Origin of the sequence: Thermomonospora sp. CIF 1, from assembly GCF_001896795.1 — a bacterium.
Taxonomy (GTDB): domain Bacteria; phylum Actinomycetota; class Actinomycetes; order Streptosporangiales; family Streptosporangiaceae; genus Thermomonospora; species Thermomonospora curvata.
Genome location: NZ_MOYN02000015.1, coordinates 293,418 through 319,169 on the forward strand (window position 1 = coordinate 293,418; position 25,752 = coordinate 319,169).

At 73.0% G+C, this 25,752-nt stretch carries 2 protein-coding genes and 1 pseudogene; all 3 read left to right on the top strand.

All coding sequences use genetic code 11. From position 1 onward, the window contains the following. The first annotated feature begins 342 nt into the window (after nt 1-342). Entirely contained in the window at nt 343-11,496 is an 11,154-nt protein-coding gene (locus tag BUE48_RS09395; protein ID WP_286989668.1) for a non-ribosomal peptide synthetase, read from the top strand. Then, entirely contained in the window at nt 11,493-19,322 is a 7,830-nt protein-coding gene (locus BUE48_RS09400) for a non-ribosomal peptide synthetase (protein WP_286989648.1), read from the top strand. The genes BUE48_RS09395 and BUE48_RS09400 overlap by 4 nt, the downstream gene beginning before the upstream one ends. Continuing rightward, nucleotides 19,304-25,567 (top strand): annotated as a pseudogene (locus tag BUE48_RS09405) (amino acid adenylation domain-containing protein); the annotation flags it as partial. The gene BUE48_RS09400 and the pseudogene BUE48_RS09405, both read left to right, overlap by 19 nt. Nucleotides 25,568-25,752 lie beyond the last annotated feature (185 nt).

Consider the following 25,752-nt stretch of genomic DNA (forward strand, 5'->3'; position numbering starts at 1 on the left):
ACCGTCGGCCCGCACGCCGGTGAATGTTCGGTGAACGGAAGCGGGCCAAGCCTCCCGCGGCTCGGATTTTTGTCACGGGCGTGAGTGTTTCGGGAGGTCAGGTTCGCATGGTGAGGGGATTGCAACGCTAGTGACACACTGGTTGACTAAGGCCCCGCTACTCCTGAGTAGAGACGGGGGCCTCTGCGGTGGGGGAAGCCGGCTGGACAAGGGACGGGAAGGTCGGCTTGTGGGGACCGTGATGCCGTATGGCATAGCGAAAAGAAAACGGGGCCGGCCAGCCCATCCCGGTTTTTGTCTTCGTGTGACCGAAACCCCTCTCACCGGAAAAGTGCTTGCTTGATGTCGACACCGGAACTTCTGCCTCTCTCAGCGGCGCAGCGCAGTGTCTGGTACGCGCAGCAACTGAATCCGCAGACGCCGATCTGCATCGCCCAGTACATCGAGATCGAGGGGGCGCTGGAACCCGGGCTGCTGGACGAGGTGGCCCGCCTCGCGGCCGACGAGACCCCCGGGCTGCACATCCGGTTGGTCGAACGGGACGGAATTCCCTACCAGATCGTTCCCGAGGGTGTTCAGGCCACGATTCCCACGGTCGATTTCACCGCCGAGGCCGATCCGATGGCGGCGGCGCAGGAGTGGATGCGCGCCGACATGGCCGCCCCCATGGACCTGTTCGGTGAGCGGCTGTACCGGATGGCGGTGCTGCGGCTGGCCCCCGACCGGCACCTGTGGTACCTGCGGGCGCACCACATCTGCGTGGACGGCTTCGGCGGCGCCCTGATCGCCGCCCGCGTCGCCGAGGTCTACACCGACCTGGCCGAGGGCCGCGGCTACCGGCCCGGCTCCCTGGGCTCCTACCGGGAGCTGCTGGCCGAAGAGGAGGCCTACCGCTCCTCTGAGCGCTTCCAGCAGGACCGCGCCTACTGGACCGAGCGCTTCGCCGACCTGCCGGAGGTCGGCGGCCTGTCCCGCCACGTCGGCAAGGTCGTCGCCCCCAGCATGGACTTCGTCCGCGCCACCACCGCGCTCGGCCCCGACGACAGCCGCCGCCTGGCCGAGGCCGCCCGCGCGCTGCGCAGCGCCACCCCCGCCCTGGCGATCGCCGCCACCGCCGCCTACATGGCCGCCATGACCGGCACCGACGACGTCGTGCTGGGCCTTGCGGTGACCGGGCGCACCACCGAGCTGGCCCGCCAGACCCCCACGATGATGTCCAACATCGTGCCGCTGCGGGTGAGCGTGCGCCCGTCCATGACGGTGGCGGAGCTGACCCGCGCCGTCTCCCGGGCCACCGCGCGGGCGCTGCGCCACCAGCGCTACCGCCGCGAGGACCTGATGCGCGACCTGGGCCTGCTGGGCGGCGCGGAACGCCGCCTGTACGGCGCGGTCGTCAACATCATGCCCTTCGACTACACCGCCCGCTTCGGCGAAGCCCGCGCCCGCGCCCACGCCCTGGCGCTGGGACTCACCGAGGACCTGTCGTTCAACATCCACGACGGCCTGGACGGCCGCGGCACCCGCATCGACCTCGACGGCCACCCCGAGCTGTACACCGCCGAGGAGATCGCCGCCCACCACGAGCGCCACGTGCGCTTCCTGCAGCGCATGGCCGAGGCCGGCCCGGACGCCACCCTCGCCTCCCTGGACCTGCTCGGCGCGCAAGAGCGCCACACGGTGCTGCACCGCTGGAACGACACCGCCACCGGCCGCACCCCCGACACCGTGGTCGGCCGCTTCGCCCGGCAGGTCGCCGCCGCCCCGGACGCGATCGCCGTCCGCGCCGGCGAGACCACCTTGACCTACGCGGAGCTGAACGAGCGCGCCAACCGCCTGGCGCACCGCCTCATCGGCCTGGGCGTCGGCCCGGAGACCCCGGTGGCCGTCCTGGTGGACCGCTCACCGGAACTGATCGTCGCCTCGCTGGCGATCCTCAAGACCGGCGGCTACTACGTGCCGGTCCACCACGGCTACCCGGCCGAGCGGGTGGCCTGGCTGATGGCCGACACCGGCGCCCCGGTGCTGGTGTGCGACCGGGCCATGGCCGGCCGCGCCGCCGGGCTGGACGCCACCGTGCTGGTGGTCGACGCCGACCCGCTGCTGGCCGCCCAGCCCGCCACCGACCCCGGCGTACCGGTCCATCCCGAGCAGCTCGCCTACGGCATCTTCACCTCCGGCTCCACCGGGCACCCCAAGGGCGTGGCGATCCGCCACCGCGACGTGGTCGACTTCGTCACCGACCCGGCCCTGGTGATGCACCCCGGCGAGCGCGTCCTGGTGCACACCGCCCACGCCTTCGACGCCTCCACCGTGGAGACCTGGGCGGCGCTGCTGGGCGGCGCCACCTGCGTGGTCGCCGAGCCGGGCCTGGTGGACGCCGACGCGCTCGCCCGCGCCGTCGCCGGGGGCGGGCTGACCCGGATGTTCCTGACCACCTCGCTGTTCAACCTGGTGGCCGCCGAGCGCCCGCAGGCGCTGGCGTCGCTGCGGGAGGTCCACACCGGCGGCGAGGCGGCCTCGGCCGCGGCGATGCGCCGGGTCCAGGAGGCCTGCCCCGCGCTGCGGATCGCCAACGTCTACGGCCCCACCGAGACCACCACCTACTCCAGCATCCACTACGTCGACGACCTGCCCGAGGACGCCACCTCGGTGCCGATCGGCCGTCCCCTGGCCGACACCCGCCTGTACGTGCTGGACGAGGCGCTGCGCCCGGTGCCGCCCGGCGTGCCCGGCGAGCTGTACATCGCCGGCACCGGCCTGGCCCGCGGCTACCTGAACCGCCCGGCGCTGACCGCCGAACGGTTCGTGGCCTGCCCGTTCGGCGCGCCCGGCGAGCGCATGTACCGCACCGGCGACCTGGTCCGCTGGAACGACGACGGGACGCTGGAGTACCTGGACCGGGCCGACCAGCAGGTCAAGATCCGCGGCTTCCGGATCGAGCTGGGCGAGATCGAGACCGCGCTGGCCGCCCACCCGGACGTGGCCCACGCCGCCGTGATCGCCCGCGAGGACCGGCCCGGCGACAAACGCCTGGTCGGCTACGTGGTGCCCGCCGCCGGCGCCGCCCCCGACCCGGCCGGGCTGCGCGCCCACCTGGCCCGCCGGCTGCCGGAGTACATGGTGCCCGCCGCGGTGATGGTGCTCGACACGCTGCCGCTGACCGGCAACGGCAAGCTCGACCGCCGCGCCCTGCCCGCCCCCGACTACTCCGCCGCCGAGGAACGCCCCCACCGGGCGCCGCGCACGCCCGTGGAGGAGACCTTGTGCGCCCTGTTCGCCGAGGTCCTCGGCGTGGAGCGGATCGGGCTGGACGATGGGTTCTTCGACCTGGGCGGCGACTCCATCGTCGCGATGCGCCTGGTGTCGCGGGCCCGCAAGGCCGGGCTGGTGATCTCCCCGCGCGAGGTGTTCCAGTACCCCACCGTGGAGGAACTGGCCGCCGTCGTGCGCACCCGGGACGAGGAGGAGACGGCCGAGCAGGCCCCCGACTCGGGCGTCGGCCCGCTCACCGCCACCCCGATCATGCGCTGGCTGCGCGAACTGGGCGGCCCCACCGCCGGTTTCAGCCAGAACGTGGTGCTGCGCGTCCCCGCCGGGCTGGACACCGGCCACCTGACCGCCGCGCTGCAGGCGGTGCTGGACCACCACGACGCGCTGCGGATCCGGGAACTGCCCGACGGCGGCCTGGAGATCCCCCCGCCCGGCTCGCTCGACGCCGCCGGCTGCGTGCGGCGCGTCCCCGTCCCCGACCCCGGCGACCTGCAGCAGGCCGTCGCCGCCGAACTGGAGGCGGCCCGGCGGCGGCTGGACCCGTCCGCCGGGATCATGGCGCAGCTGGTGTGGCTGGACGCCGGCCCCGCCGCCCAGGGCCGGCTGCTGCTGGTGCTGCACCACCTGGCGGTGGACGGGGTCTCCTGGCGGATCCTGCTGCCCGACCTGGTCACCGCCCTGCAGGCCGCCGCCGACGGCCGCCCCGCCGAGCTGGACCCGGTCGGCACCTCCTACCGCCGCTGGGCCGAGCTGCTCACCGAGGAGGCGCGCGCCCCCGAGCGCGTCGCCGAACTCAGCCACTGGAAGGACGTGCTGTCCGGCGGCGACGCGCCGCTGGGCGACCGCCCGCTGGACCCGGCCGTCGACACCCACGCCACGGCCGCCCGCCTGGAAGTGGAACTGGACGCCGACGTCACCGCCCGCCTGCTGGGCGAGGCGCCGGCCGCCTTCCACGGCCGGGCGAACGACGTGCTGCTGGCCGCCTTCGCCGCCGCGCTCGCCCACTGGCACCGCGGCCGCGGCCGCGGCGCCGGCCCGGTGCTGCTCGACCTGGAGGGGCACGGCCGCGCCGAGCTGCGGCCCGGCATCGACCTGACCCGCACCGTCGGCTGGTTCACCAGCAAATACCCGGTGCGCCTGGACGTGGGCGCCGTCGACTGGGCGTCGCTGTGCTCCGGCGGCCCCGACGCCGCCCGGGCCGTCAAACGCGTCAAGGAGCAGCTGCGCGCCGTACCCGGCGACGGGCTGGGCTTCGGGCTGCTGCGCCACCTCAACGAGCAGACCGCCCCGGAACTGGCCGCGCTGCCCGCCCCGCAGGTCGTCTTCAACTACCTGGGCCAGGTGGAGTCCGGCTCCGGGGACTGGAGCGTGGCCGCCGAGGCCGGCGCGCTGAGCGGCGGCGCCGACCCGCAGATGCCGCTGCCGCACGCCCTGGCCGTGGACGCCCTCGTCCGCGACACCGGCGACGGCCCCGCCCTGAGCGCCACCTGGACCTGGCCCGCCGGCCTGCTGACCGAGGCCGACGTGCGGGAGCTGGCGCAGGCGTGGCTGGACGCCCTGCGCGGCATCGCCGCGCACACCCGCACCCCCGGCGCCGGCGGCCACACCCCCTCGGACTTCCCGCTGGTCTCCCTCGACCAGGCCGAGGTCGAACGGCTGGAGCGCGCCCACCCGGACCTGGAGGACATCTGGCCGGTGGCGCCGCTGCAGCAGGGCCTGTACTTCCACGCGCTGCTGGCCGCCGAGGCCGAGGGCGTCACCGACGTCTACACCGGCCAGCTCATCCTCGACCTGGACGGCGACCTGGACGAGGCCGCGCTGCGCGAGGCCGCCCGCGCCCTGCCCGGGCGGCACCCGGCGCTGCGCACCGCGTTCGTCCAGGGCGCCGACGGCACCCCGCTGCAGGTCGTGCTGCGCGGCGACCGGGCCGAACCCGCCTGGCGGCACCTGGACCTGTCCGGGGCCGACGAGGAGACCGTCCGGCAGGTCATGGCCGAGGAACGCAACCGGCCCTTCGACCTGACGCGCCCGCCGTTCCTGCGCTTTGCGCTGCTGACGCTGGGGGAGCGGCGGCACCGGCTGCTGCTGAGCTTCCACCACATCGCGCTGGACGGCTGGTCGATGCCGGTGCTGGCCGGCGAGCTGCTGGCCCGCTACACCGGGCAGGAGCCGCCGCGCGCCCCCGCCTACAAGGACTACCTGGCCTGGCTGACCGACCGGGACCCCGCCGAGGCCCGGGCCGCCTGGCGCACCGCGCTGGAGGGCGCCACCGGCACCCTGATCGCCCCGGCCGCCGCCGACCGGCCCCCCGTCCCGCCGGACAAGACCCGCATCGAGCTGCCCGCCGGCCTGGGCGAGCGGCTGCAGGGCTGGGCCCGCCGGCACGGCCTGACCCCCAACACCCTCATGCAGGGCGTGTGGGGCCTGCTGCTGGCCCGCCTCACCGGCCGCGACGATGTGATCTTCGGCGCCACGGTCTCCGGCCGCCCGCCCGAGCTGCCGGGCGTGGAGCAGATGGTGGGCCTGTTCATCAACACCCTGCCGGTGCGGGTCCGGCTGAACCCCGATGAGACGGTGGCGGCGTTCCTGACCCGGCTGCAGCGCGAGCAGGCCGAGCTGCTGCCCCACCACCACCTGGGGCTGGGGGAGATCCACCGCCTGGCCGGCGGCGGCGCCCTGTTCGACACCATGACGGTGTTCGAGAACTACCCGCTGGACTCCTCCCTGCTCGGCGCCCGCATCGGCGACCTGCAACTGAGCGGGGCGGACCTGCTGGACGCCACCCACTACCCGCTCACCTTGGACGTGGTGCCCGGCGAGCGGATGCACCTGCGGCTGGGCCACCGCCCCGACGTGCTGGACCGCGAAAGCGCCGGCCACCTGGCCGCGCTGCTGCCGGCGCTGATCGAGACGGTGATCGACGATGCGACCCGCAAGATCGCCGACCTCGACCTGCCGGACGGCGAGCACGCCGCGGCGCTGCGGGCGGCGTTCCAGAAGCTGGCCGCCCAGCAGAGCCCGGCCGACGCCGGACGGGCCGCCCCCGCCCCGGTCAAGAAGCTGGTCGCCTACGTGGTGCCCGCCCCCGGCGCCCAGATCGACCCCGAGGAGCTGCGCGCCTTCGTCCGCGAGCACCTGCCGGAGACCATGGTCCCGGCCGCGGTGGTGATGATGGACGACCTGCCGCTGACCCCCAACGGCAAGGTCGACACCAAGGCGCTGCCCAAGCCGGACCTGACGGTCACCGCCGAAGAGCACCGCGCCCCGCGCACCCCCCGCGAGGAGATCCTCTGCGGGATCTTCGCCGACCTGCTGGGACTGCCGCAGGTCGGCATCGACGAGAACTTCTTCGCCCTGGGCGGCGACTCGCTGCTGGCCATGCGGGTGGTCAGCCGGGTGCGCGCCACGCTCGGCGCCGAACTGCCGATCCGCGCGCTGTTCACCGCCCCGACCGTCGCCGAGCTGGCCGCCCTGCTGGGGGAGGAGGGCTCCGGCGCCGCCCGGCCGCCGCTGGTGGCCGCCGAACGCCCGGAGATCATCCCGCCCTCCTACGCCCAGCAGCGGCTGTGGTTCCTCAACCGGTTCGAAGGTCCGTCGGCCACCTACAACGTGCCGGTGGCGCTGCGGATCACCGGCCGGCTCGACCCGGCCGCGTTGCAGGCCGCCCTCGGTGACGTGGTGGAACGCCACGAGTCGCTGCGCACCGTGCTGCCCGACAGCGGCGGCACCCCCCGCCAGCTGGTGCTGGACCCGGCGGCGGCCCGCCCCGAGCTGCAGGTCGTGCAGACCACCGAGGAAGAACTGCCGATGCACCTGGCCTCGGCGGCCGGTCACCCCTTCGACATCTCCGCCGAGCCGCCGCTGCGCGCCCACCTGTTCACCCTGGCCCCCGACCGGCACGTGGTGCTGCTGCTGATGCACCACATCGCCGCCGACGGGTGGTCGATGGCGCCGCTGGCCCGCGACCTGATCACCGCGTACGCCGCGCGCGCCGAGGGCCGCGCCCCCGGCTGGGACCCGCTGCCGGTGCAGTACGCCGACTACACCCTCTGGCAGCAGAAACTGCTCGGCTCTGAGGACGACCCCAGCTCGCTGATCAGCCGGCAGATCGCGTTCTGGAAGGAGACGCTGGCCGATCTGCCGGAGGAGATCGCGCTGCCGGCCGACCGGCCCCGCCCGGCCGAGGCCAGCTACCGGGGCGGCACCGTCCGCTTCCACCTGCCCGCCGCGCTGCGCGACCGGCTGCAGGAAGTGGCCCGCGCCACCGGCGCCAGCCCGTTCATGGTCGCCCAGGCCGCGTTCGCCGCCCTGCTGACCCGCATGGGCGCCGGCACCGACGTGCCGATCGGCTCGCCGATCGCCGGCCGCACCGACGAGGCCTTGGACGACCTGGTCGGCATGTTCGTCAACATGCTGGTCTTCCGCACCGACACCTCCGGCAACCCCACCTTCCGGGAGCTGGTGGCGCGGGTGCGGGAGACCGACCTGGCCGCCTACGCCAACCAGGACGTGCCGTTCGAACGGCTGGTGGAGGTGCTCAACCCGCCCCGCCACCTGGGCCGCCACCCGCTGTTCCAGGTCGGCTTGACCTTCCAGAACAACCCGCGGGCCCGCCTGGAACTGCCCGGCTTCACCGCCGAGCCCGAACCGCTGCACGCCGGCACCGCCCGCTTCGACCTGCTGATGGTGCTGACCGAGACCGACGACGGGCTGGAGGGCGAACTGGAGTACGCCCTGGACCTGTTCGACCCGTCCACCGCCGAGGACCTGGCGGCCCGCTTCGAACGGTTCCTGGCGGCGCTGCTGGCCGACCCCGACGCCCCGATCGGCTCGGTGGAGCTGCTGAGCGAGGCCGAGCGGCGCACCATCCTCACCGACTGGGCGCGCGGCACCGCCCAGGCGGCGCAGGACGCCCAGGGAAGCGTCTTCGCGGACCTGCTGGGCGTGGACGCCGCCTCCGTGATCGAGCAGGCCACGATTCCTGCGTTGTTCGAGGCGCAGGCGTTGCGTGCTCCGGATGCGGTGGCGGTGACTTTTGAGGGTGCGCATCTGACGTATGGGGAGTTGAACGCGGCGGCCAACCGTTTGGCGCGGTTGTTGCGGGAGCGGGGGGCTGGGCCGGAGCGGTTTGTGGCGTTGGCGTTGCCGCGTTCGGCTGAGCTGGTGGTGGCGATTGTGGCGGTGTTGAAGGCGGGGGCGGCGTATGTGCCGATCGACCCCGATTACCCGGCCGATCGCATCGCCTACATGCTCCAAGACTCCCGCCCCGTCCTGGCCGTCACCACGGCCGAGGCCGCCGGGGTGCTCCCGGAGTCCATGCCCAAGGTGCTCCTGGACGAGCACACCCTCGCCGATTACTCAGCCGAGAACCTGGGCGATGTGGGGTTGCGTCCGGACAATCCGGCGTATGTGATCTACACGTCCGGTTCCACCGGCCGGCCTAAGGGTGTGGTGATTCCGCATCGCAATGTGGTGCGGTTGCTGGCCTCCACCGAGCAGTGGTTCGGCTTCGGCCCGGACGATGTGTGGACGCTGTTCCACTCCTACGCCTTTGACTTCTCGGTGTGGGAGCTGTGGGGGCCGCTGCTGTATGGCGGCCGCCTGGTGGTGGTGCCGTTCCTGACCTCCCGTTCGCCCGAGGACTTCCTCAAGCTCCTCGCCCGGGAGAAGGTGACCGTGCTCAACCAGACGCCGTCGGCCTTCTACCAGTTGATGGCCGCCGACCGGGACAACCCGGGCGCCGAGTTGGCGTTGCGGTATGTGATTTTCGGTGGTGAGGCGCTGGAGCTGGGCCGGTTGGAGGACTGGTACTCCCGGCATGCCGATGATGCGCCGGTGTTGGTGAACATGTACGGGATCACTGAGACCACCGTGCATGTCTCCTACATCGCCCTGGACAGCTTCTACTGCGCCTCGGCCCCCGGCAGCGTGATCGGTACCGGTATCCCGGACCTGCGCCTGTATGTGCTGGATGAGCGGCTCCAGCCGGTCCCGCCGGGAGTGATCGGTGAACTCTACGTGGCCGGTGCCGGGCTGGCGCGTGGTTACCTGAACCGCCCAGGACTGTCGGCTGAGCGGTTCATTGCCGATCCGTTCGGGGAGCCGGGCAGTCGCATGTACCGCACCGGGGACTTGGGGCGGTGGTTGCGTGATGGCCGCCTGGAGTACCTGGGGCGTTCGGACCAGCAGGTGCAGCTGCGTGGCTTCCGCATCGAACTCGGTGAGATCGAGGCGACCTTGGCGCGGCACCCGTCCGTGACGGACGTGGCGGTCATCGTTCGCGATGATCGGCTGGTTGCGTATGTGGTCGGGGATGCCGATGTGGCCGAGCTGCGCAGGTTCGCGGGCCGGTCGTTGCCGGATTACATGGTTCCGGCCACGGTGGTGTTCTTGGATGCGTTGCCGTTGACGGTCAACGGCAAGCTGGACCGCAAGGCCCTGCCGGCTCCGGACTTTTCCGCCCAGGTCTCCTCGCGTGCCCCGCGCAATGAGCGGGAAGAGATCCTGGCCGGGCTGTTCGCCGAGGTGCTGGGGCTGGAGCGGGTCGGCATCGATGACGGCTTCTTCGATTTGGGTGGGGATTCCATCATCGCCATCCAGCTGGTCTCCCGTGCCCGCCAGGCCGGGCTGGTGATCTCCCCGCGGGAGGTCTTCCAGCATCAGACGGTTGAGGAACTGGCCGCCATCGCCCGCAACGCCACCGACGAGGCCGCCGAAACCGAGCCTCCGGGTGCGGGGGTGGGTCCTGTGCCGGCCACCCCGATCATGCACTGGCTGCGGGAACGCGGCGGCGAGCACAGCGGCTTCCACCAGTCGGTCCTGCTGCGCACCCCCGGCGGCCTGGACCTCGGCCACCTGACCGGAGCGCTGCAGGCCGTCCTGGACCACCACGACATGCTGCGGCTGCGCATCGACGACGGCTGGCAGCCGGTGGTGCGGCCGGCCGGGAGCGTGGACGCCGCCGCGCTCGTGCACCGGGTCGACATCGCCGGGCTGGACGGCGACAAGATCGCCGAAGTGGTGGCCCAGCAGGCCGCCGCCGCCCGCGACCGCCTGGACCCGGCCGGCGGCGTCATGGCCCAGCTGGTGTGGCTGGACGCCGGCCCCGCCGCCCAGGGCCGGCTGCTGGTCATGCTGCACCACCTGGTGGTGGACGGGGTGTCGTGGCGGATCCTGCTGCCCGACCTGGTCACCGCCTGGGCCGCCATCGCCGCCGGGCAGACCCCGCGCCTGGAGCCGGTCGGCACGTCCTTCCGCCGCTGGGCGCAGCGCCTGGTCGCCGAGGCCACCGACCCGGAGCGCGTCGCCGAACTGGACACCTGGATCGGCATCCTCGAAGGCCCCAACGCCAAGCTCGGCGACCGCCGCCTGAAGCTCGGCGACCGCCGCCTGGACCCGGCGGTGGACGTGGCCGCCCGCGCCCGCAGCCTGTCGCTGACGCTGCCGCCGGAGGTCACCGAGCCGCTGCTGACCTCGGTCCCGGCCGCCTACCACGCCGGGGTGGACGACGCCCTGCTGACCGGGCTGGCGCTGGCCGTGGCCAAGTGGCGGCGCGACCGCGGCGGCAAGGGCAGCGGGGTGCTCATCGACCTGGAGGGCCACGGCCGGCAGGAGATCTTCCCCGGCGTGGACCTGTCCCGCACGGTCGGCTGGTTCACCACCATCCACCCCGTGCGGCTGGACCCCGGGGCCGTGCCCTGGGAGGAGGTCACCGCCGGGAGCGCGGCCCTGGGCACCGCCTTCAAGCAGGTCAAGGAGCAGCTGCGGCAGGTCCCCGACAACGGCATCGGCTACGGCCTGCTGCGCCACCTCAACCCGGCCACCGCCGAGGAGCTGGCCGATCTGCCCCGCCCCCAGATCGCCTTCAACTACCTGGGCCGGGTCGCCCCCGGCGGGGAGGAGGACTGGGCGCTGGCCCCCGAGGAGCCGCCCTCCGGGGAGGACCCGCGGCTGCCCATGGCGCACGTCCTGGAGATCAACGCCGTCACCCGCGACCTGCCCGGCGGTCCCGAGCTGACCGCCACCTGGAGTTGGCCGGACGGCGTGCTGCCCGAAGACCAGGTGCGGGCGCTGGCCGAGGCGTGGTTCGCGGCGTTGCGCGGATTGGTGGCCCATCTGGAGGCCGACGACGGGCAGGCCGGCGGGTTCACCCCCTCCGACCTGCTGGTGGACCTTGACCAGGCTGAGATCGACGCACTGCAGGCGGCGTGGAGGAACAAGAGTTGAACCGGTCGGACCTGGAAGACATCCTGCCGCTGTCGCCGCTCCAGCAGGGGTTCTTCTTTCACGCGTTGCTGGACGGAGGGTCCGCCGGGCAGGCCGGCGGCGACATCTACACCGCCCAGCTGACCCTCGACCTGGAGGGGCCGCTGGATGCGGCGGTGCTGCGGGCGAGCGCGCAGACGCTGCTGCGCCGCCACCCCAACCTGCGGGCGGCCTTCTGGCATGAAGGGCTCAGCCGTCCCGTCCAGGTCATCCCCCGCCGGGTCGACCTGCCCTGGCAGGAGATCGACGTGGCCTCCGAAGAAGAGGCCGACCGGCTGGCCGAACAGGAGCTGAGGCGCCCGTTCGACCTGACCGAGCCGCCGCTGCTGCGGTTCACGCTGGCCCGCCTGCCCGGCGGCCGGCACCGGCTGATCTTCACCAACCACCACATCCTGCTGGACGGCTGGTCCACCCCGGTGCTGGCCACCGAGCTGTTCGCGCTGTATGTGGCCGGCGGCAGCGACAACGGGCTGCCCCGTCCCGCTCCCTACAAGAGCTACCTGGCCTGGCTGGTCAAGCAGGACCGCGCCGCCGCCGAGGACGCCTGGCGGCAGGCCCTGGACGGCCTGGAAGAGCCCACCTTGGTGGCGCCCGAGCTGGCCGGCCGTCCCCCCGTCCCGCCCGGCCGGCGGGAAGTGGAGCTGGAGGAGAAACTGTCCGGCCGGCTGACCCGGCTGGCCCGCCGGCACGGCGCCACCCTCGCCACGCTGCTGCAGGCCGCCTGGGGCGTGGTGCTCGGCAACTTCACCGGCCGCCGCGACGTGGTGTTCGGCGCCGCCGTCTCCGGCCGCCCGCCGGAGCTGCCCGGCGTGGAGCAGATGATCGGCCTGTTCATCAACACCATCCCGGTGCGGGTCCGCTTCGCCCCCACCGACACCCTGGCCGACCTGGTGGAACGCCTCCAAGAAGAGCAGGCCGAGCTGCTGCCCCACCACCACCTGGGGCTGACCGACATCCAGCGCGTCACCGGGCACCCGGCCCTGTTCGACACCATGACGGCGCTGGAGAACTACCCGTTCGACCCGTCGGCCATGGACGGCACCCTGGGCGGGCTGCGCATCACCGGCTTCGGCTCCCGCGACGCCACCCACTTCCCGCTGTCGTTCGTGGCCGTGCCCGGGCCGCGCCTGTCGCTGCGGCTGGACCACCGTCCCGACGCCTGCGACGCCGAGTCCGCCGACCGCCTGCTGGGCCGCGTGGTGCGGCTGCTGGAGACGTTCGCCGACGACCCCGAGACCGAGATCGGCCGGCTGGACCTGCTGGGCGAGGAGGAGCACCGGCGCATCACCGCCTGGGGCACCGGCGCCCCCTCGGTGCCGCCGCTCACCCTGCCCGCCATGGTCGAGGCCCAGGCCGCCGCCCGCCCCGACGCCCCGGCGGTCATCTCCGGCGAGGCCGTGCTGAGCTACGCCGAGCTGAACGCCCGCGCCAACCGCCTGGCCCGCCACCTGATCGAACGGGGCGTCGGCCCGGAGGACATCGTCGCGCTGGCGATGCCCCGCTCGGTGGAGTACTGGACCGCCGCCCTGGCCGTGAACAAGGCCGGCGCCGCCTTCCTGCCGCTGGACCCGGCCAACCCGGCCGACCGGCTGTCCTACATGCTGGGCGACTCCCGGCCGGTGCTGGGCATCACCACCGGCGAGCACGCCGCCGCCCTGCCCCCGGCGCCCGGGGCGGACGCGGGCGCGTCCGCGGCGGGCTGGCTGATCCTGGAGGAGACCGACGTCTCCGGCTACGACGCCGCCGACGTCACCGACGGTGAACGGCGCGGCCCGCTGCGGCCGGACAACCCGGCCTACGTCATCTACACCTCCGGCTCCACCGGACGCCCCAAGGGCGTGGTGGTCACCGCCCGCGGCCTGGCCGACCTCGCCGAAACCCAGGTCGAACGCTACGAGGTGAGCGCCGAGGACCGGACGCTGCAGTTCTCCTCGCCCAGCTTCGACGCCTCCGTGCTGGAGGCGCTGATGGCCTTCCGCCCCGGCGCGGCCATGGTGATCGTCCCGCCCGGGATCTACGGCGGGGAGCAGCTCGCCGAACTGCTGCGCGACCAGGGCGTCACCCGCGCGTTCATCACCCCCGCCGCGCTGGCCGGCGTCCCCTCCGAAGGGCTGGAGTCGCTGCGCACCGTGGTGGTCGGCGGCGACGCCAGCGGAGCGGACCTGGTGGCGCGCTGGGCCCCCGGCCGCCGCATGATCAACGCCTACGGGCCCACCGAGATCACCGTGGCCGCCACCATCAGCGACCCGCTGCAGGTGGGGGAGACCCCGCCGATCGGGCGCCCGGTGACCGGCGCCCGGCTGCACGTGCTGGACGACCGGCTGCGGCCCGTCCCGATCGGGGTGCCCGGCGAACTGTACGTCGAGGGCGACGGCGTGGCCCGCGGCTACCTGCACCGGCCGGGCCTGACCGCCGAACGGTTCGTGGCCTGCCCGTTCGGCCCGCCCGGCGCCCGCATGTACCGCACCGGCGACCTGGTGCGCTGGCGGGCCGACGGCGCGCTGGACTACCTGGGCCGCGTCGACGACCAGGTCAAGGTCCGCGGGTTCCGCATCGAGCTGGGCGAGATCGAGGCCGCGCTGCTGCGCCACCCGGACGTGGCGCAGACCGCCGTGATCGTCCGCGAGGACCGGCCCGGCGAGCGGCGGCTGGCCGCCTACGCGGTGCCCGCCGCCGGGCGCGCCCTGGACGCCGCCGAGCTGCGCCGCTTCCTCGCCGAAACCTTGCCGGACTACATGGTTCCGCTGGTGGTGGTGCTGGAGGCGCTGCCGCTGACGGTCGGCGGCAAGGTGGACCGTTCGGCGCTGCCGGCCCCCGACGCCTCCGCCACCGCCGGACGGGCCCCGCGCACCCCCCGCGAGGAGATCCTGTGCGGGCTGTTCGCCGAGATCCTGGGCGTGCCCCGGGTCGGCATCGACGACGACTTCTTCGCGTTGGGCGGTGACTCGCTGACCGCCACCCGCCTGGTGGGGCGGATCCGCTCGGCGCTGTCGGTCGAGCTGCCGGTCCGCGCGCTGTTCGAGGCGCCCACCGTGGCCCGCCTGGCGGCCCGCCTGGACGAGGCGGCCGGCACGGCGCGCCCCCCGCTGCGGCCGGCCGAACGCCCCGACCGCATCCCGCTGTCGTACGCCCAGCAGCGGCTGTGGTTCCTCAACCGGTTCGAAGGTCCGTCGGCCACCTACAACGTGCCGGTGGCGCTGCGGCTGCACGGCGAGCTGGACTACGCGGCGATGCGGGCGGCGCTGGCGGACGTGGTGGCCCGGCACGAGTCGCTGCGCACGATCTTCCCCGACAGCGGCGGCACCCCCCGCCAGCAGATCCTCGACCCCGCCGACGCCCGCCCCGCCCTGCCGGTGGAGGACGTCACCGAGGCCGCCCTGCCGGCCGCGCTGGCCCAGATCGCCGGCCGCGGCTTCGACTTGGCCGCCGAGCCGCCGCTGCGCGCCCGGCTGCTGCGGCTGGGCGAGACCGAGCACGTCCTGGTGCTGGTGATGCACCACATCATCGGGGACGGCTGGTCGATGGCGCCGCTGGCCCGCGACGTGATCACCGCCTACCTGGCCCGCCGCGGCGGCGAGGAGCCGCGCTGGTCGCCGCTGCCGGTGCAGTACGCCGACTACACCCTCTGGCAGCAGCAGCTCCTCGGCTCCGAAGACGACCCCGACTCGCTGATCAGCCGGCAGATCGCGTTCTGGAAGGAGACGCTGGCCGATCTGCCGGAGGAGATCGCGCTGCCGGCCGACCGGCCCCGCCCGGCCGAGGCCAGCTACCGCGGCGGCCTGCACTCCTTCGAGCTGGACGCCGAGCTGCACGCGGAGCTGACGAAACTGGCCCGCTCCTCGCAGGCCAGCCTGTTCATGGTGCTGCAGGCGGCGCTGGCCGCCCTGCTGACCCGCATGGGCGCGGGCACCGACGTGCCGATCGGCTCGCCGATCGCCGGCCGCACCGACGAGGCCTTGGACGACCTGGTCGGCATGTTCGTCAACATGCTCGTGCTGCGCACCGACACCTCCGGGAACCCGAGCTTCCGGGAGCTGGTGGCGCGGGTGCGGGAGACCGACCTGGCCGCCTACGCCAACCAGGACGTGCCGTTCGAACGGCTGGTGGAGGTGCTCAACCCGGCCCGGCACATGGGCCGCCACCCGCTGTTCCAGGTGGTGCTGTCCTTCCAGAACAACCCCGAGGCGTCGCTGGAGGTCGACGGCCTGACCGCCGCCCCCGAATCCCTGGGCGCCGGCGCCGCCAAGTTCGACCTGTCGCTGTATGTGGAGGAACGCACCGGCGACGACGGCACCCCGGCCGGGATCGAGGCCGCCTTCGAATACGCCCTCGACCGCTTCGACCAGCCCACCGTGGCGGCGCTGGCCGAACGCCTCACCCGCCTGCTGCGCGCGGTGACCGCCGACCCCGACGCCCCCATCGGGTCGGTCGATCTGCTGAGCGAGGCCGAGCGGCGCACCATCCTCACCGACTGGGCGCGCGGAGCGCACCTGAGCACCGCCGCCCCGGCCGCCCCGGCCCTGCTCGCGGGAGCGGACACGACCGCCGAGCGGGCCACGATTCCTGCGTTGTTCGAGGCGCAGGCGTTGCGTGCTCCGGATGCGGTGGCGGTGACTTTTGAGGGTGCGCATCTGACGTATGGGGAGTTGAACGCGGCGGCCAACCGTTTGGCGCGGTTGTTGCGGGAGCGGGGGGCTGGGCCGGAGCGGTTTGTGGCGTTGGCGTTGCCGCGTTCGGCTGAGCTGGTGGTGGCGATTGTGGCGGTGTTGAAGGCGGGGGCGGCGTATGTGCCGATCGACCCCGATTACCCGGCCGATCGCATCGCCTACATGCTCCAAGACTCCCGCCCCGTCCTGGCCGTCACCACGGCCGAGGCCGCCGGGGTGCTCCCGGAGTCCATGCCCAAGGTGCTCCTGGACGAGCACACCCTCGCCGATTACTCAGCCGAGAACCTGGGCGATGTGGGGTTGCGTCCGGACAATCCGGCGTATGTGATCTACACGTCCGGTTCCACCGGCCGGCCTAAGGGTGTGGTGATTCCGCATCGCAATGTGGTGCGGTTGCTGGCCTCCACCGAGCAGTGGTTCGGCTTCGGCCCGGACGATGTGTGGACGCTGTTCCACTCCTACGCCTTTGACTTCTCGGTGTGGGAGCTGTGGGGGCCGCTGCTGTATGGCGGCCGCCTGGTGGTGGTGCCGTTCCTGACCTCCCGTTCGCCCGAGGACTTCCTCAAGCTCCTCGCCCGGGAGAAGGTGACCGTGCTCAACCAGACGCCGTCGGCCTTCTACCAGTTGATGGCCGCCGACCGGGACAACCCGGGCGCCGAGTTGGCGTTGCGGTATGTGATTTTCGGTGGTGAGGCGCTGGAGCTGGGCCGGTTGGAGGACTGGTACTCCCGGCATGCCGATGATGCGCCGGTGTTGGTGAACATGTACGGGATCACTGAGACCACCGTGCATGTCTCCTACATCGCCCTGGACAGCTTCTACTGCGCCTCGGCCCCCGGCAGCGTGATCGGTACCGGTATCCCGGACCTGCGCCTGTATGTGCTGGATGAGCGGCTCCAGCCGGTCCCGCCGGGAGTGATCGGTGAACTCTACGTGGCCGGTGCCGGGCTGGCGCGTGGTTACCTGAACCGCCCAGGACTGTCGGCTGAGCGGTTCATTGCCGATCCGTTCGGGGAGCCGGGCAGTCGCATGTACCGCACCGGGGACTTGGGGCGGTGGTTGCGTGATGGCCGCCTGGAGTACCTGGGGCGTTCGGACCAGCAGGTGCAGCTGCGTGGCTTCCGCATCGAACTCGGTGAGATCGAGGCGACCTTGGCGCGGCACCCGTCCGTGACGGACGTGGCGGTCATCGTTCGCGATGATCGGCTGGTTGCGTATGTGGTCGGGGATGCCGATGTGGCCGAGCTGCGCAGGTTCGCGGGCCGGTCGTTGCCGGATTACATGGTTCCGGCCACGGTGGTGTTCTTGGATGCGTTGCCGTTGACGGTCAACGGCAAGCTGGACCGCAAGGCCCTGCCGGCTCCGGACTTTTCCGCCCAGGTCTCCTCGCGTGCCCCGCGCAATGAGCGGGAAGAGATCCTGGCCGGGCTGTTCGCCGAGGTGCTGGGGCTGGAGCGGGTCGGCATCGATGACGGCTTCTTCGATTTGGGTGGGGATTCCATCATCGCCATCCAGCTGGTCTCCCGTGCCCGCCAGGCCGGGCTGGTGATCTCCCCGCGGGAGGTCTTCCAGCATCAGACGGTTGAGGAACTGGCCGCCATCGCCCGCAACGCCACCGACGAGGCCGCCGAAACCGAGCCTCCGGGTGCGGGGGTGGGTCCTGTGCCGGCCACCCCGATCATGCACTGGCTGCGGGAACGCGGCGGCGAGCACAGCGGCTTCCACCAGTCGGTCCTGCTGCGCACCCCCGGCGGCCTGGACCTCGGCCACCTGACCGGAGCGCTGCAGGCCGTCCTGGACCACCACGACATGCTGCGGCTGCGCATCGACGACGGCTGGCAGCCGGTGGTGCGGCCGGCCGGGAGCGTGGACGCCGCCGCGCTCGTGCACCGGGTCGACATCGCCGGGCTGGACGGCGACAAGATCGCCGAAGTGGTGGCCCAGCAGGCCGCCGCCGCCCGCGACCGCCTGGACCCGGCCGGCGGCGTCATGGCGCAGCTGGTGTGGCTGGACGCCGGCCCCGCCGCCCAGGGCCGGCTGCTGGTCATGCTGCACCACCTGGTGGTGGACGGGGTGTCGTGGCGGATCCTGCTGCCCGACCTGGTCACCGCCTGGGCCGCCATCGCCGCCGGGCAGACCCCGCGCCTGGAACCGGTCGGCACGTCCTTCCGCCGCTGGGCGCAGCGCCTGGTCGCCGAGGCCACCGACCCGGAGCGCGTCGCCGAACTGGACACCTGGATCGGCATCCTCGAAGGCCCCAACGCCAAGCTCGGCGACCGCCGCCTGGACCCGGCGGTGGACGTGGCCGCCCGCGCCCGCAGCCTGTCGCTGACGCTGCCGCCGGAGGTCACCGAGCCGCTGCTGACCTCGGTCCCGGCCGCCTACCACGCCGGGGTGGACGACGCCCTGCTGACCGGGCTGGCGCTGGCCGTGGCCAAGTGGCGGCGCGACCGCGGCGGCAAGGGCAGCGGGGTGCTCATCGACCTGGAGGGCCACGGCCGGCAGGAGATCTTCCCCGGCGTGGACCTGTCCCGCACGGTCGGCTGGTTCACCACCATCCACCCCGTGCGGCTGGACCCCGGGGCCGTGCCCTGGGAGGAGGTCACCGCCGGGAGCGCGGCCCTGGGCACCGCCTTCAAGCAGGTCAAGGAGCAGCTGCGGCAGGTCCCCGACAACGGCATCGGCTACGGCCTGCTGCGCCACCTCAACCCGGCCACCGCCGAGGAGCTGGCCGATCTGCCCCGCCCCCAGATCGCCTTCAACTACCTGGGCCGGGTCGCCCCCGGCGGGGAGGAGGACTGGGCGCTGGCCCCCGAGGAGCCGCCCTCCGGGGAGGACCCGCGGCTGCCCATGGCGCACGTCCTGGAGATCAACGCCGTCACCCGCGACCTGCCCGGCGGTCCCGAGCTGACCGCCACCTGGAGTTGGCCGGACGGCGTGCTGCCCGAAGACCAGGTGCGGGCGCTGGCCGAGGCGTGGTTCGCGGCGTTGCGCGGATTGGTGGCCCATCTGGAGGCCGACGACGGGCAGGCCGGCGGGTTCACCCCCTCCGACCTGCTGGTGGACCTTGACCAGGCTGAGATCGACGCACTGCAGGCGGCGTGGAGGAACAAGAGTTGAACCGGTCGGACCTGGAAGACATCCTGCCGCTGTCGCCGCTCCAGCAGGGGTTCTTCTTTCACGCGTTGCTGGACGGAGGGTCCGCCGGGCAGGCCGGCGGCGACATCTACACCGCCCAGCTGACCCTCGACCTGGAGGGGCCGCTGGATGCGGCGGTGCTGCGGGCGAGCGCGCAGACGCTGCTGCGCCGCCACCCCAACCTGCGGGCGGCCTTCTGGCATGAAGGGCTCAGCCGTCCCGTCCAGGTCATCCCCCGCCGGGTCGACCTGCCCTGGCAGGAGATCGACGTGGCCTCCGAAGAAGAGGCCGACCGGCTGGCCGAACAGGAGCTGAGGCGCCCGTTCGACCTGACCGAGCCGCCGCTGCTGCGGTTCACGCTGGCCCGCCTGCCCGGCGGCCGGCACCGGCTGATCTTCACCAACCATCACATCCTGCTGGACGGCTGGTCCACCCCGGTGCTGGCCACCGAGCTGTTCGCGCTGTATGTGGCCGGCGGCAGCGACAACGGGCTGCCCCGTCCCGCTCCCTACAAGAGCTACCTGGCCTGGCTGGTCAAGCAGGACCGCGCCGCCGCCGAGGACGCCTGGCGGCAGGCCCTGGACGGCCTGGAAGAGCCCACCTTGGTGGCGCCCGAGCTGGCCGGCCGTCCCCCCGTCCCGCCCGGCCGGCGGGAAGTGGAGCTGGAGGAGAAACTGTCCGGCCGGCTGACCCGGCTGGCCCGCCGGCACGGCGCCACCCTCGCCACGCTGCTGCAGGCCGCCTGGGGCGTGGTGCTCGGCAACTTCACCGGCCGCCGCGACGTGGTGTTCGGCGCCGCCGTCTCCGGCCGCCCGCCGGAGCTGCCCGGCGTGGAGCAGATGATCGGCCTGTTCATCAACACCATCCCGGTGCGGGTCCGCTTCGCCCCCACCGACACCCTGGCCGACCTGGTGGAACGCCTCCAAGAAGAGCAGGCCGAGCTGCTGCCCCACCACCACCTGGGGCTGACCGACATCCAGCGCGTCACCGGGCACCCGGCCCTGTTCGACACCATGACGGCGCTGGAGAACTACCCGTTCGACCCGTCGGCCATGGACGGCACCCTGGGCGGGCTGCGCATCACCGGCTTCGGCTCCCGCGACGCCACCCACTTCCCGCTGTCGTTCGTGGCCGTGCCCGGGCCGCGCCTGTCGCTGCGGCTGGACCACCGTCCCGACGCCTGCGACGCCGAGTCCGCCGACCGCCTGCTGGGCCGCGTGGTGCGGCTGCTGGAGACGTTCGCCGACGACCCCGAGACCGAGATCGGCCGGCTGGACCTGCTGGGTGAGGAGGAGCACCGGCGCATCACCGCCTGGGGCACCGGCGCCCCCTCGGTGCCGCCGCTCACCCTGCCCGCCATGGTCGAGGCCCAGGCCGCCGCCCGCCCCGACGCCCCGGCGGTCATCTCCGGCGAGGCCGTGCTGAGCTACGCCGAGCTGAACGCCCGCGCCAACCGCCTGGCCCGCCACCTGATCGAACGGGGCGTCGGCCCGGAGGACATCGTCGCGCTGGCGATGCCCCGCTCGGTGGAGTACTGGACCGCCGCCCTGGCCGTGAACAAGGCCGGCGCCGCCTTCCTGCCGCTGGACCCGGCCAACCCGGCCGACCGGCTGTCCTACATGCTGGGCGACTCCCGGCCGGTGCTGGGCATCACCACCGGCGAGCACGCCGCCGCCCTGCCCCCGGCGCCCGGGGCGGACGCGGGCGCGTCCGCGGCGGGCTGGCTGATCCTGGAGGAGACCGACGTCTCCGGCTACGACGCCGCCGACGTCACCGACGGTGAACGGCGCGGCCCGCTGCGGCCGGACAACCCGGCCTACGTCATCTACACCTCCGGCTCCACCGGACGCCCCAAGGGCGTGGTGGTCACCGCCCGCGGCCTGGCCGACCTCGCCGAAACCCAGGTCGAACGCTACGAGGTGAGCGCCGAGGACCGGACGCTGCAGTTCTCCTCGCCCAGCTTCGACGCCTCCGTGCTGGAGGCGCTGATGGCCTTCCGCCCCGGCGCGGCCATGGTGATCGTCCCGCCCGGGATCTACGGCGGGGAGCAGCTCGCCGAACTGCTGCGCGACCAGGGCGTCACCCGCGCGTTCATCACCCCCGCCGCGCTGGCCGGCGTCCCCTCCGAAGGGCTGGAGTCGCTGCGCACCGTGGTGGTCGGCGGCGACGCCAGCGGAGCGGACCTGGTGGCGCGCTGGGCCCCCGGCCGCCGCATGATCAACGCCTACGGGCCCACCGAGATCACCGTGGCCGCCACCATCAGCGACCCGCTGCAGGTGGGGGAGACCCCGCCGATCGGGCGCCCGGTGACCGGCGCCCGGCTGCACGTGCTGGACGACCGGCTGCGGCCCGTCCCGATCGGGGTGCCCGGCGAACTGTACGTCGAGGGCGACGGCGTGGCCCGCGGCTACCTGCACCGGCCGGGCCTGACCGCCGAGCGGTTCGTGGCCTGCCCGTTCGGCCCGCCCGGCGCCCGCATGTACCGCACCGGCGACCTGGTGCGCTGGCGGGCCGACGGCGCGCTGGACTACCTGGGCCGCGTCGACGACCAGGTCAAGGTCCGCGGGTTCCGCATCGAGCTGGGCGAGATCGAGGCCGCGCTGCTGCGCCACCCGGACGTGGCGCAGACCGCCGTGATCGTCCGCGAGGACCGGCCCGGCGAGCGGCGGCTGGCCGCCTACGCGGTGCCCGCCGCCGGGCGCGCCCTGGACGCCGCCGAGCTGCGCCGCTTCCTCGCCGAAACCTTGCCGGACTACATGGTTCCGCTGGTGGTGGTGCTGGAGGCGCTGCCGCTGACGGTCGGCGGCAAGGTGGACCGTTCGGCGCTGCCGGCCCCCGACGCCTCCGCCACCGCCGGACGGGCCCCGCGCACCCCCCGCGAGGAGATCCTGTGCGGGCTGTTCGCCGAGATCCTGGGCGTGCCCCGGGTCGGCATCGACGACGACTTCTTCGCGTTGGGCGGTGACTCGCTGACCGCCACCCGCCTGGTGGGGCGGATCCGCTCGGCGCTGTCGGTCGAGCTGCCGGTCCGCGCGCTGTTCGAGGCGCCCACCGTGGCCCGCCTGGCGGCCCGCCTGGACGAGGCGGCCGGCACGGCGCGCCCCCCGCTGCGGCCGGCCGAACGCCCCGACCGCATCCCGCTGTCGTACGCCCAGCAGCGGCTGTGGTTCCTCAACCGGTTCGAAGGTCCGTCGGCCACCTACAACGTGCCGGTGGCGCTGCGGCTGCACGGCGAGCTGGACTACGCGGCGATGCGGGCGGCGCTGGCGGACGTGGTGGCCCGGCACGAGTCGCTGCGCACGATCTTCCCCGACAGCGGCGGCACCCCCCGCCAGCAGATCCTCGACCCCGCCGACGCCCGCCCCGCCCTGCCGGTGGAGGACGTCACCGAGGCCGCCCTGCCGGCCGCGCTGGCCCAGATCGCCGGCCGCGGCTTCGACTTGGCCGCCGAGCCGCCGCTGCGCGCCCGGCTGCTGCGGCTGGGCGAGACCGAGCACGTCCTGGTGCTGGTGATGCACCACATCATCGGGGACGGCTGGTCGATGGCGCCGCTGGCCCGCGACGTGATCACCGCCTACCTGGCCCGCCGCGGCGGCGAGGAGCCGCGCTGGTCGCCGCTGCCGGTGCAGTACGCCGACTACACCCTCTGGCAGCAGCAGCTCCTCGGCTCCGAGGACGACCCCGACTCGCTGATCAGCCGGCAGATCGCGTTCTGGAAGGAGACGCTGGCCGATCTGCCGGAGGAGATCGCGCTGCCGGCCGACCGGCCCCGCCCGGCCGAGGCCAGCTACCGCGGCGGCCTGCACTCCTTCGAGCTGGACGCCGAGCTGCACGCGGAGCTGACGAAACTGGCCCGCTCCTCGCAGGCCAGCCTGTTCATGGTGCTGCAGGCGGCGCTGGCCGCCCTGCTGACCCGCATGGGCGCGGGCACCGACGTGCCGATCGGCTCGCCGATCGCCGGCCGCACCGACGAGGCCTTGGACGACCTGGTCGGCATGTTCGTCAACATGCTCGTGCTGCGCACCGACACCTCCGGGAACCCGAGCTTCCGGGAGCTGGTGGCGCGGGTGCGGGAGACCGACCTGGCCGCCTACGCCAACCAGGACGTGCCGTTCGAACGGCTGGTGGAGGTGCTCAACCCGGCCCGGCACATGGGCCGCCACCCGCTGTTCCAGGTGGTGCTGTCCTTCCAGAACAACCCCGAGGCGTCGCTGGAGGTCGACGGCCTGACCGCCGCCCCCGAATCCCTGGGCGCCGGCGCCGCCAAGTTCGACCTGTCGCTGTATGTGGAGGAACGCACCGGCGACGACGGCACCCCGGCCGGGATCGAGGCCGCCTTCGAATACGCCCTCGACCGCTTCGACCAGCCCACCGTGGCGGCGCTGGCCGAACGCCTCACCCGCCTGCTGCGCGCGGTGACCGCCGACCCCGACGCCCCCATCGGCTCGGTGGAGCTGCTGAGCGAGGCCGAGCGGCGCACCATCCTCACCGACTGGGCGCGCGGAGCGCACCTGAGCACCGCCGCCCCGGCCGCCCCGGCCCTGCTCGCGGGAGCGGACACGACCGCCGAGCGGGCCACGATTCCTGCGTTGTTCGAGGCGCAGGCGTTGCGTGCTCCGGATGCGGTGGCGGTGACTTTTGAGGGTGCGCATCTGACGTATGGGGAGTTGAACGCGGCGGCCAACCGTTTGGCGCGGTTGTTGCGGGAGCGGGGGGCTGGGCCGGAGCGGTTTGTGGCGTTGGCGTTGCCGCGTTCGGCTGAGCTGGTGGTGGCGATTGTGGCGGTGTTGAAGGCGGGGGCGGCGTATGTGCCGATCGACCCCGATTACCCGGCCGATCGCATCGCCTACATGCTCCAAGACTCCCGCCCCGTCCTGGCCGTCACCACGGCCGAGGCCGCCGGGGTGCTCCCGGAGTCCATGCCCAAGGTGCTCCTGGACGAGCACACCCTCGCCGATTACTCAGCCGAGAACCTGGGCGATGTGGGGTTGCGTCCGGACAATCCGGCGTATGTGATCTACACGTCCGGTTCCACCGGCCGGCCTAAGGGTGTGGTGATTCCGCATCGCAATGTGGTGCGGTTGCTGGCCTCCACCGAGCAGTGGTTCGGCTTCGGCCCGGACGATGTGTGGACGCTGTTCCACTCCTACGCCTTTGACTTCTCGGTGTGGGAGCTGTGGGGGCCGCTGCTGTATGGCGGCCGCCTGGTGGTGGTGCCGTTCCTGACCTCCCGTTCGCCCGAGGACTTCCTCAAGCTCCTCGCCCGGGAGAAGGTGACCGTGCTCAACCAGACGCCGTCGGCCTTCTACCAGTTGATGGCCGCCGACCGGGACAACCCGGGCGCCGAGTTGGCGTTGCGGTATGTGATTTTCGGTGGTGAGGCGCTGGAGCTGGGCCGGTTGGAGGACTGGTACTCCCGGCATGCCGATGATGCGCCGGTGTTGGTGAACATGTACGGGATCACTGAGACCACCGTGCATGTCTCCTACATCGCCCTGGACAGCTTCTACTGCGCCTCGGCCCCGGGCAGCGTGATCGGTACCGGTATCCCGGACCTGCGCCTGTATGTGCTGGATGAGCGGCTCCAGCCGGTCCCGCCGGGAGTGATCGGTGAACTCTACGTGGCCGGTGCCGGGCTGGCCCGCGGCTATCTGAACCGGCCGGGGTTGTCGGCTGAGCGGTTCATCGCTGATCCGTTCGGGGAGCCGGGCAGTCGCATGTACCGCACCGGGGACTTGGGGCGGTGGTTGCGTGATGGCCGCCTGGAGTACCTGGGGCGTTCGGACCAGCAGGTGCAGCTGCGTGGCTTCCGCATCGAACTCGGTGAGATCGAAGCGGTGCTCTCCCGCCACGAAGCGGTCTCCGATGTCGCGGTGATCGTTCGTGATGATCGGCTGGTTGCGTATGTGGTCGGGGATGCCGATGTGGCCGAGCTGCGCAGGTTCGCGGGCCGGTCGTTGCCGGATTACATGGTTCCGGCCACGGTGGTGTTCTTGGATGCGTTGCCGTTGACGGTCAACGGCAAGCTGGACCGCAAGGCCCTGCCGGCTCCGGACTTTTCCGCCCAGGTCTCCTCGCGTGCCCCGCGCAATGAGCGGGAAGAGATCCTGGCCGGGCTGTTCGCCGAGGTGCTGGGGCTGGAGCGGGTCGGCATCGATGACGGCTTCTTCGATTTGGGTGGGGATTCCATCATCGCCATCCAGCTGGTCTCCCGTGCCCGCCAGGCCGGGCTGGTGATCTCCCCGCGGGAGGTCTTCCAGCATCAGACGGTTGAGGAACTGGCCGCCATCGCCCGCAACGCCACCGACGAGGCCGCCGAAACCGAACCTCCGGGTGCGGGGGTGGGTCCTGTGCCGGCCACCCCGATCATGCACTGGTTCCGGGAGCTGCACGGCCCCACCGACGACTACAG

Bases quoted from the DNA above. Each gene is read 5' to 3' on its own strand.
- BUE48_RS09395 (WP_286989668.1), top strand. From the start codon at position 343: ATGTCGACACCGGAACTTCTGCCTCTCTCAGCGGCGCAGCGCAGTGTC.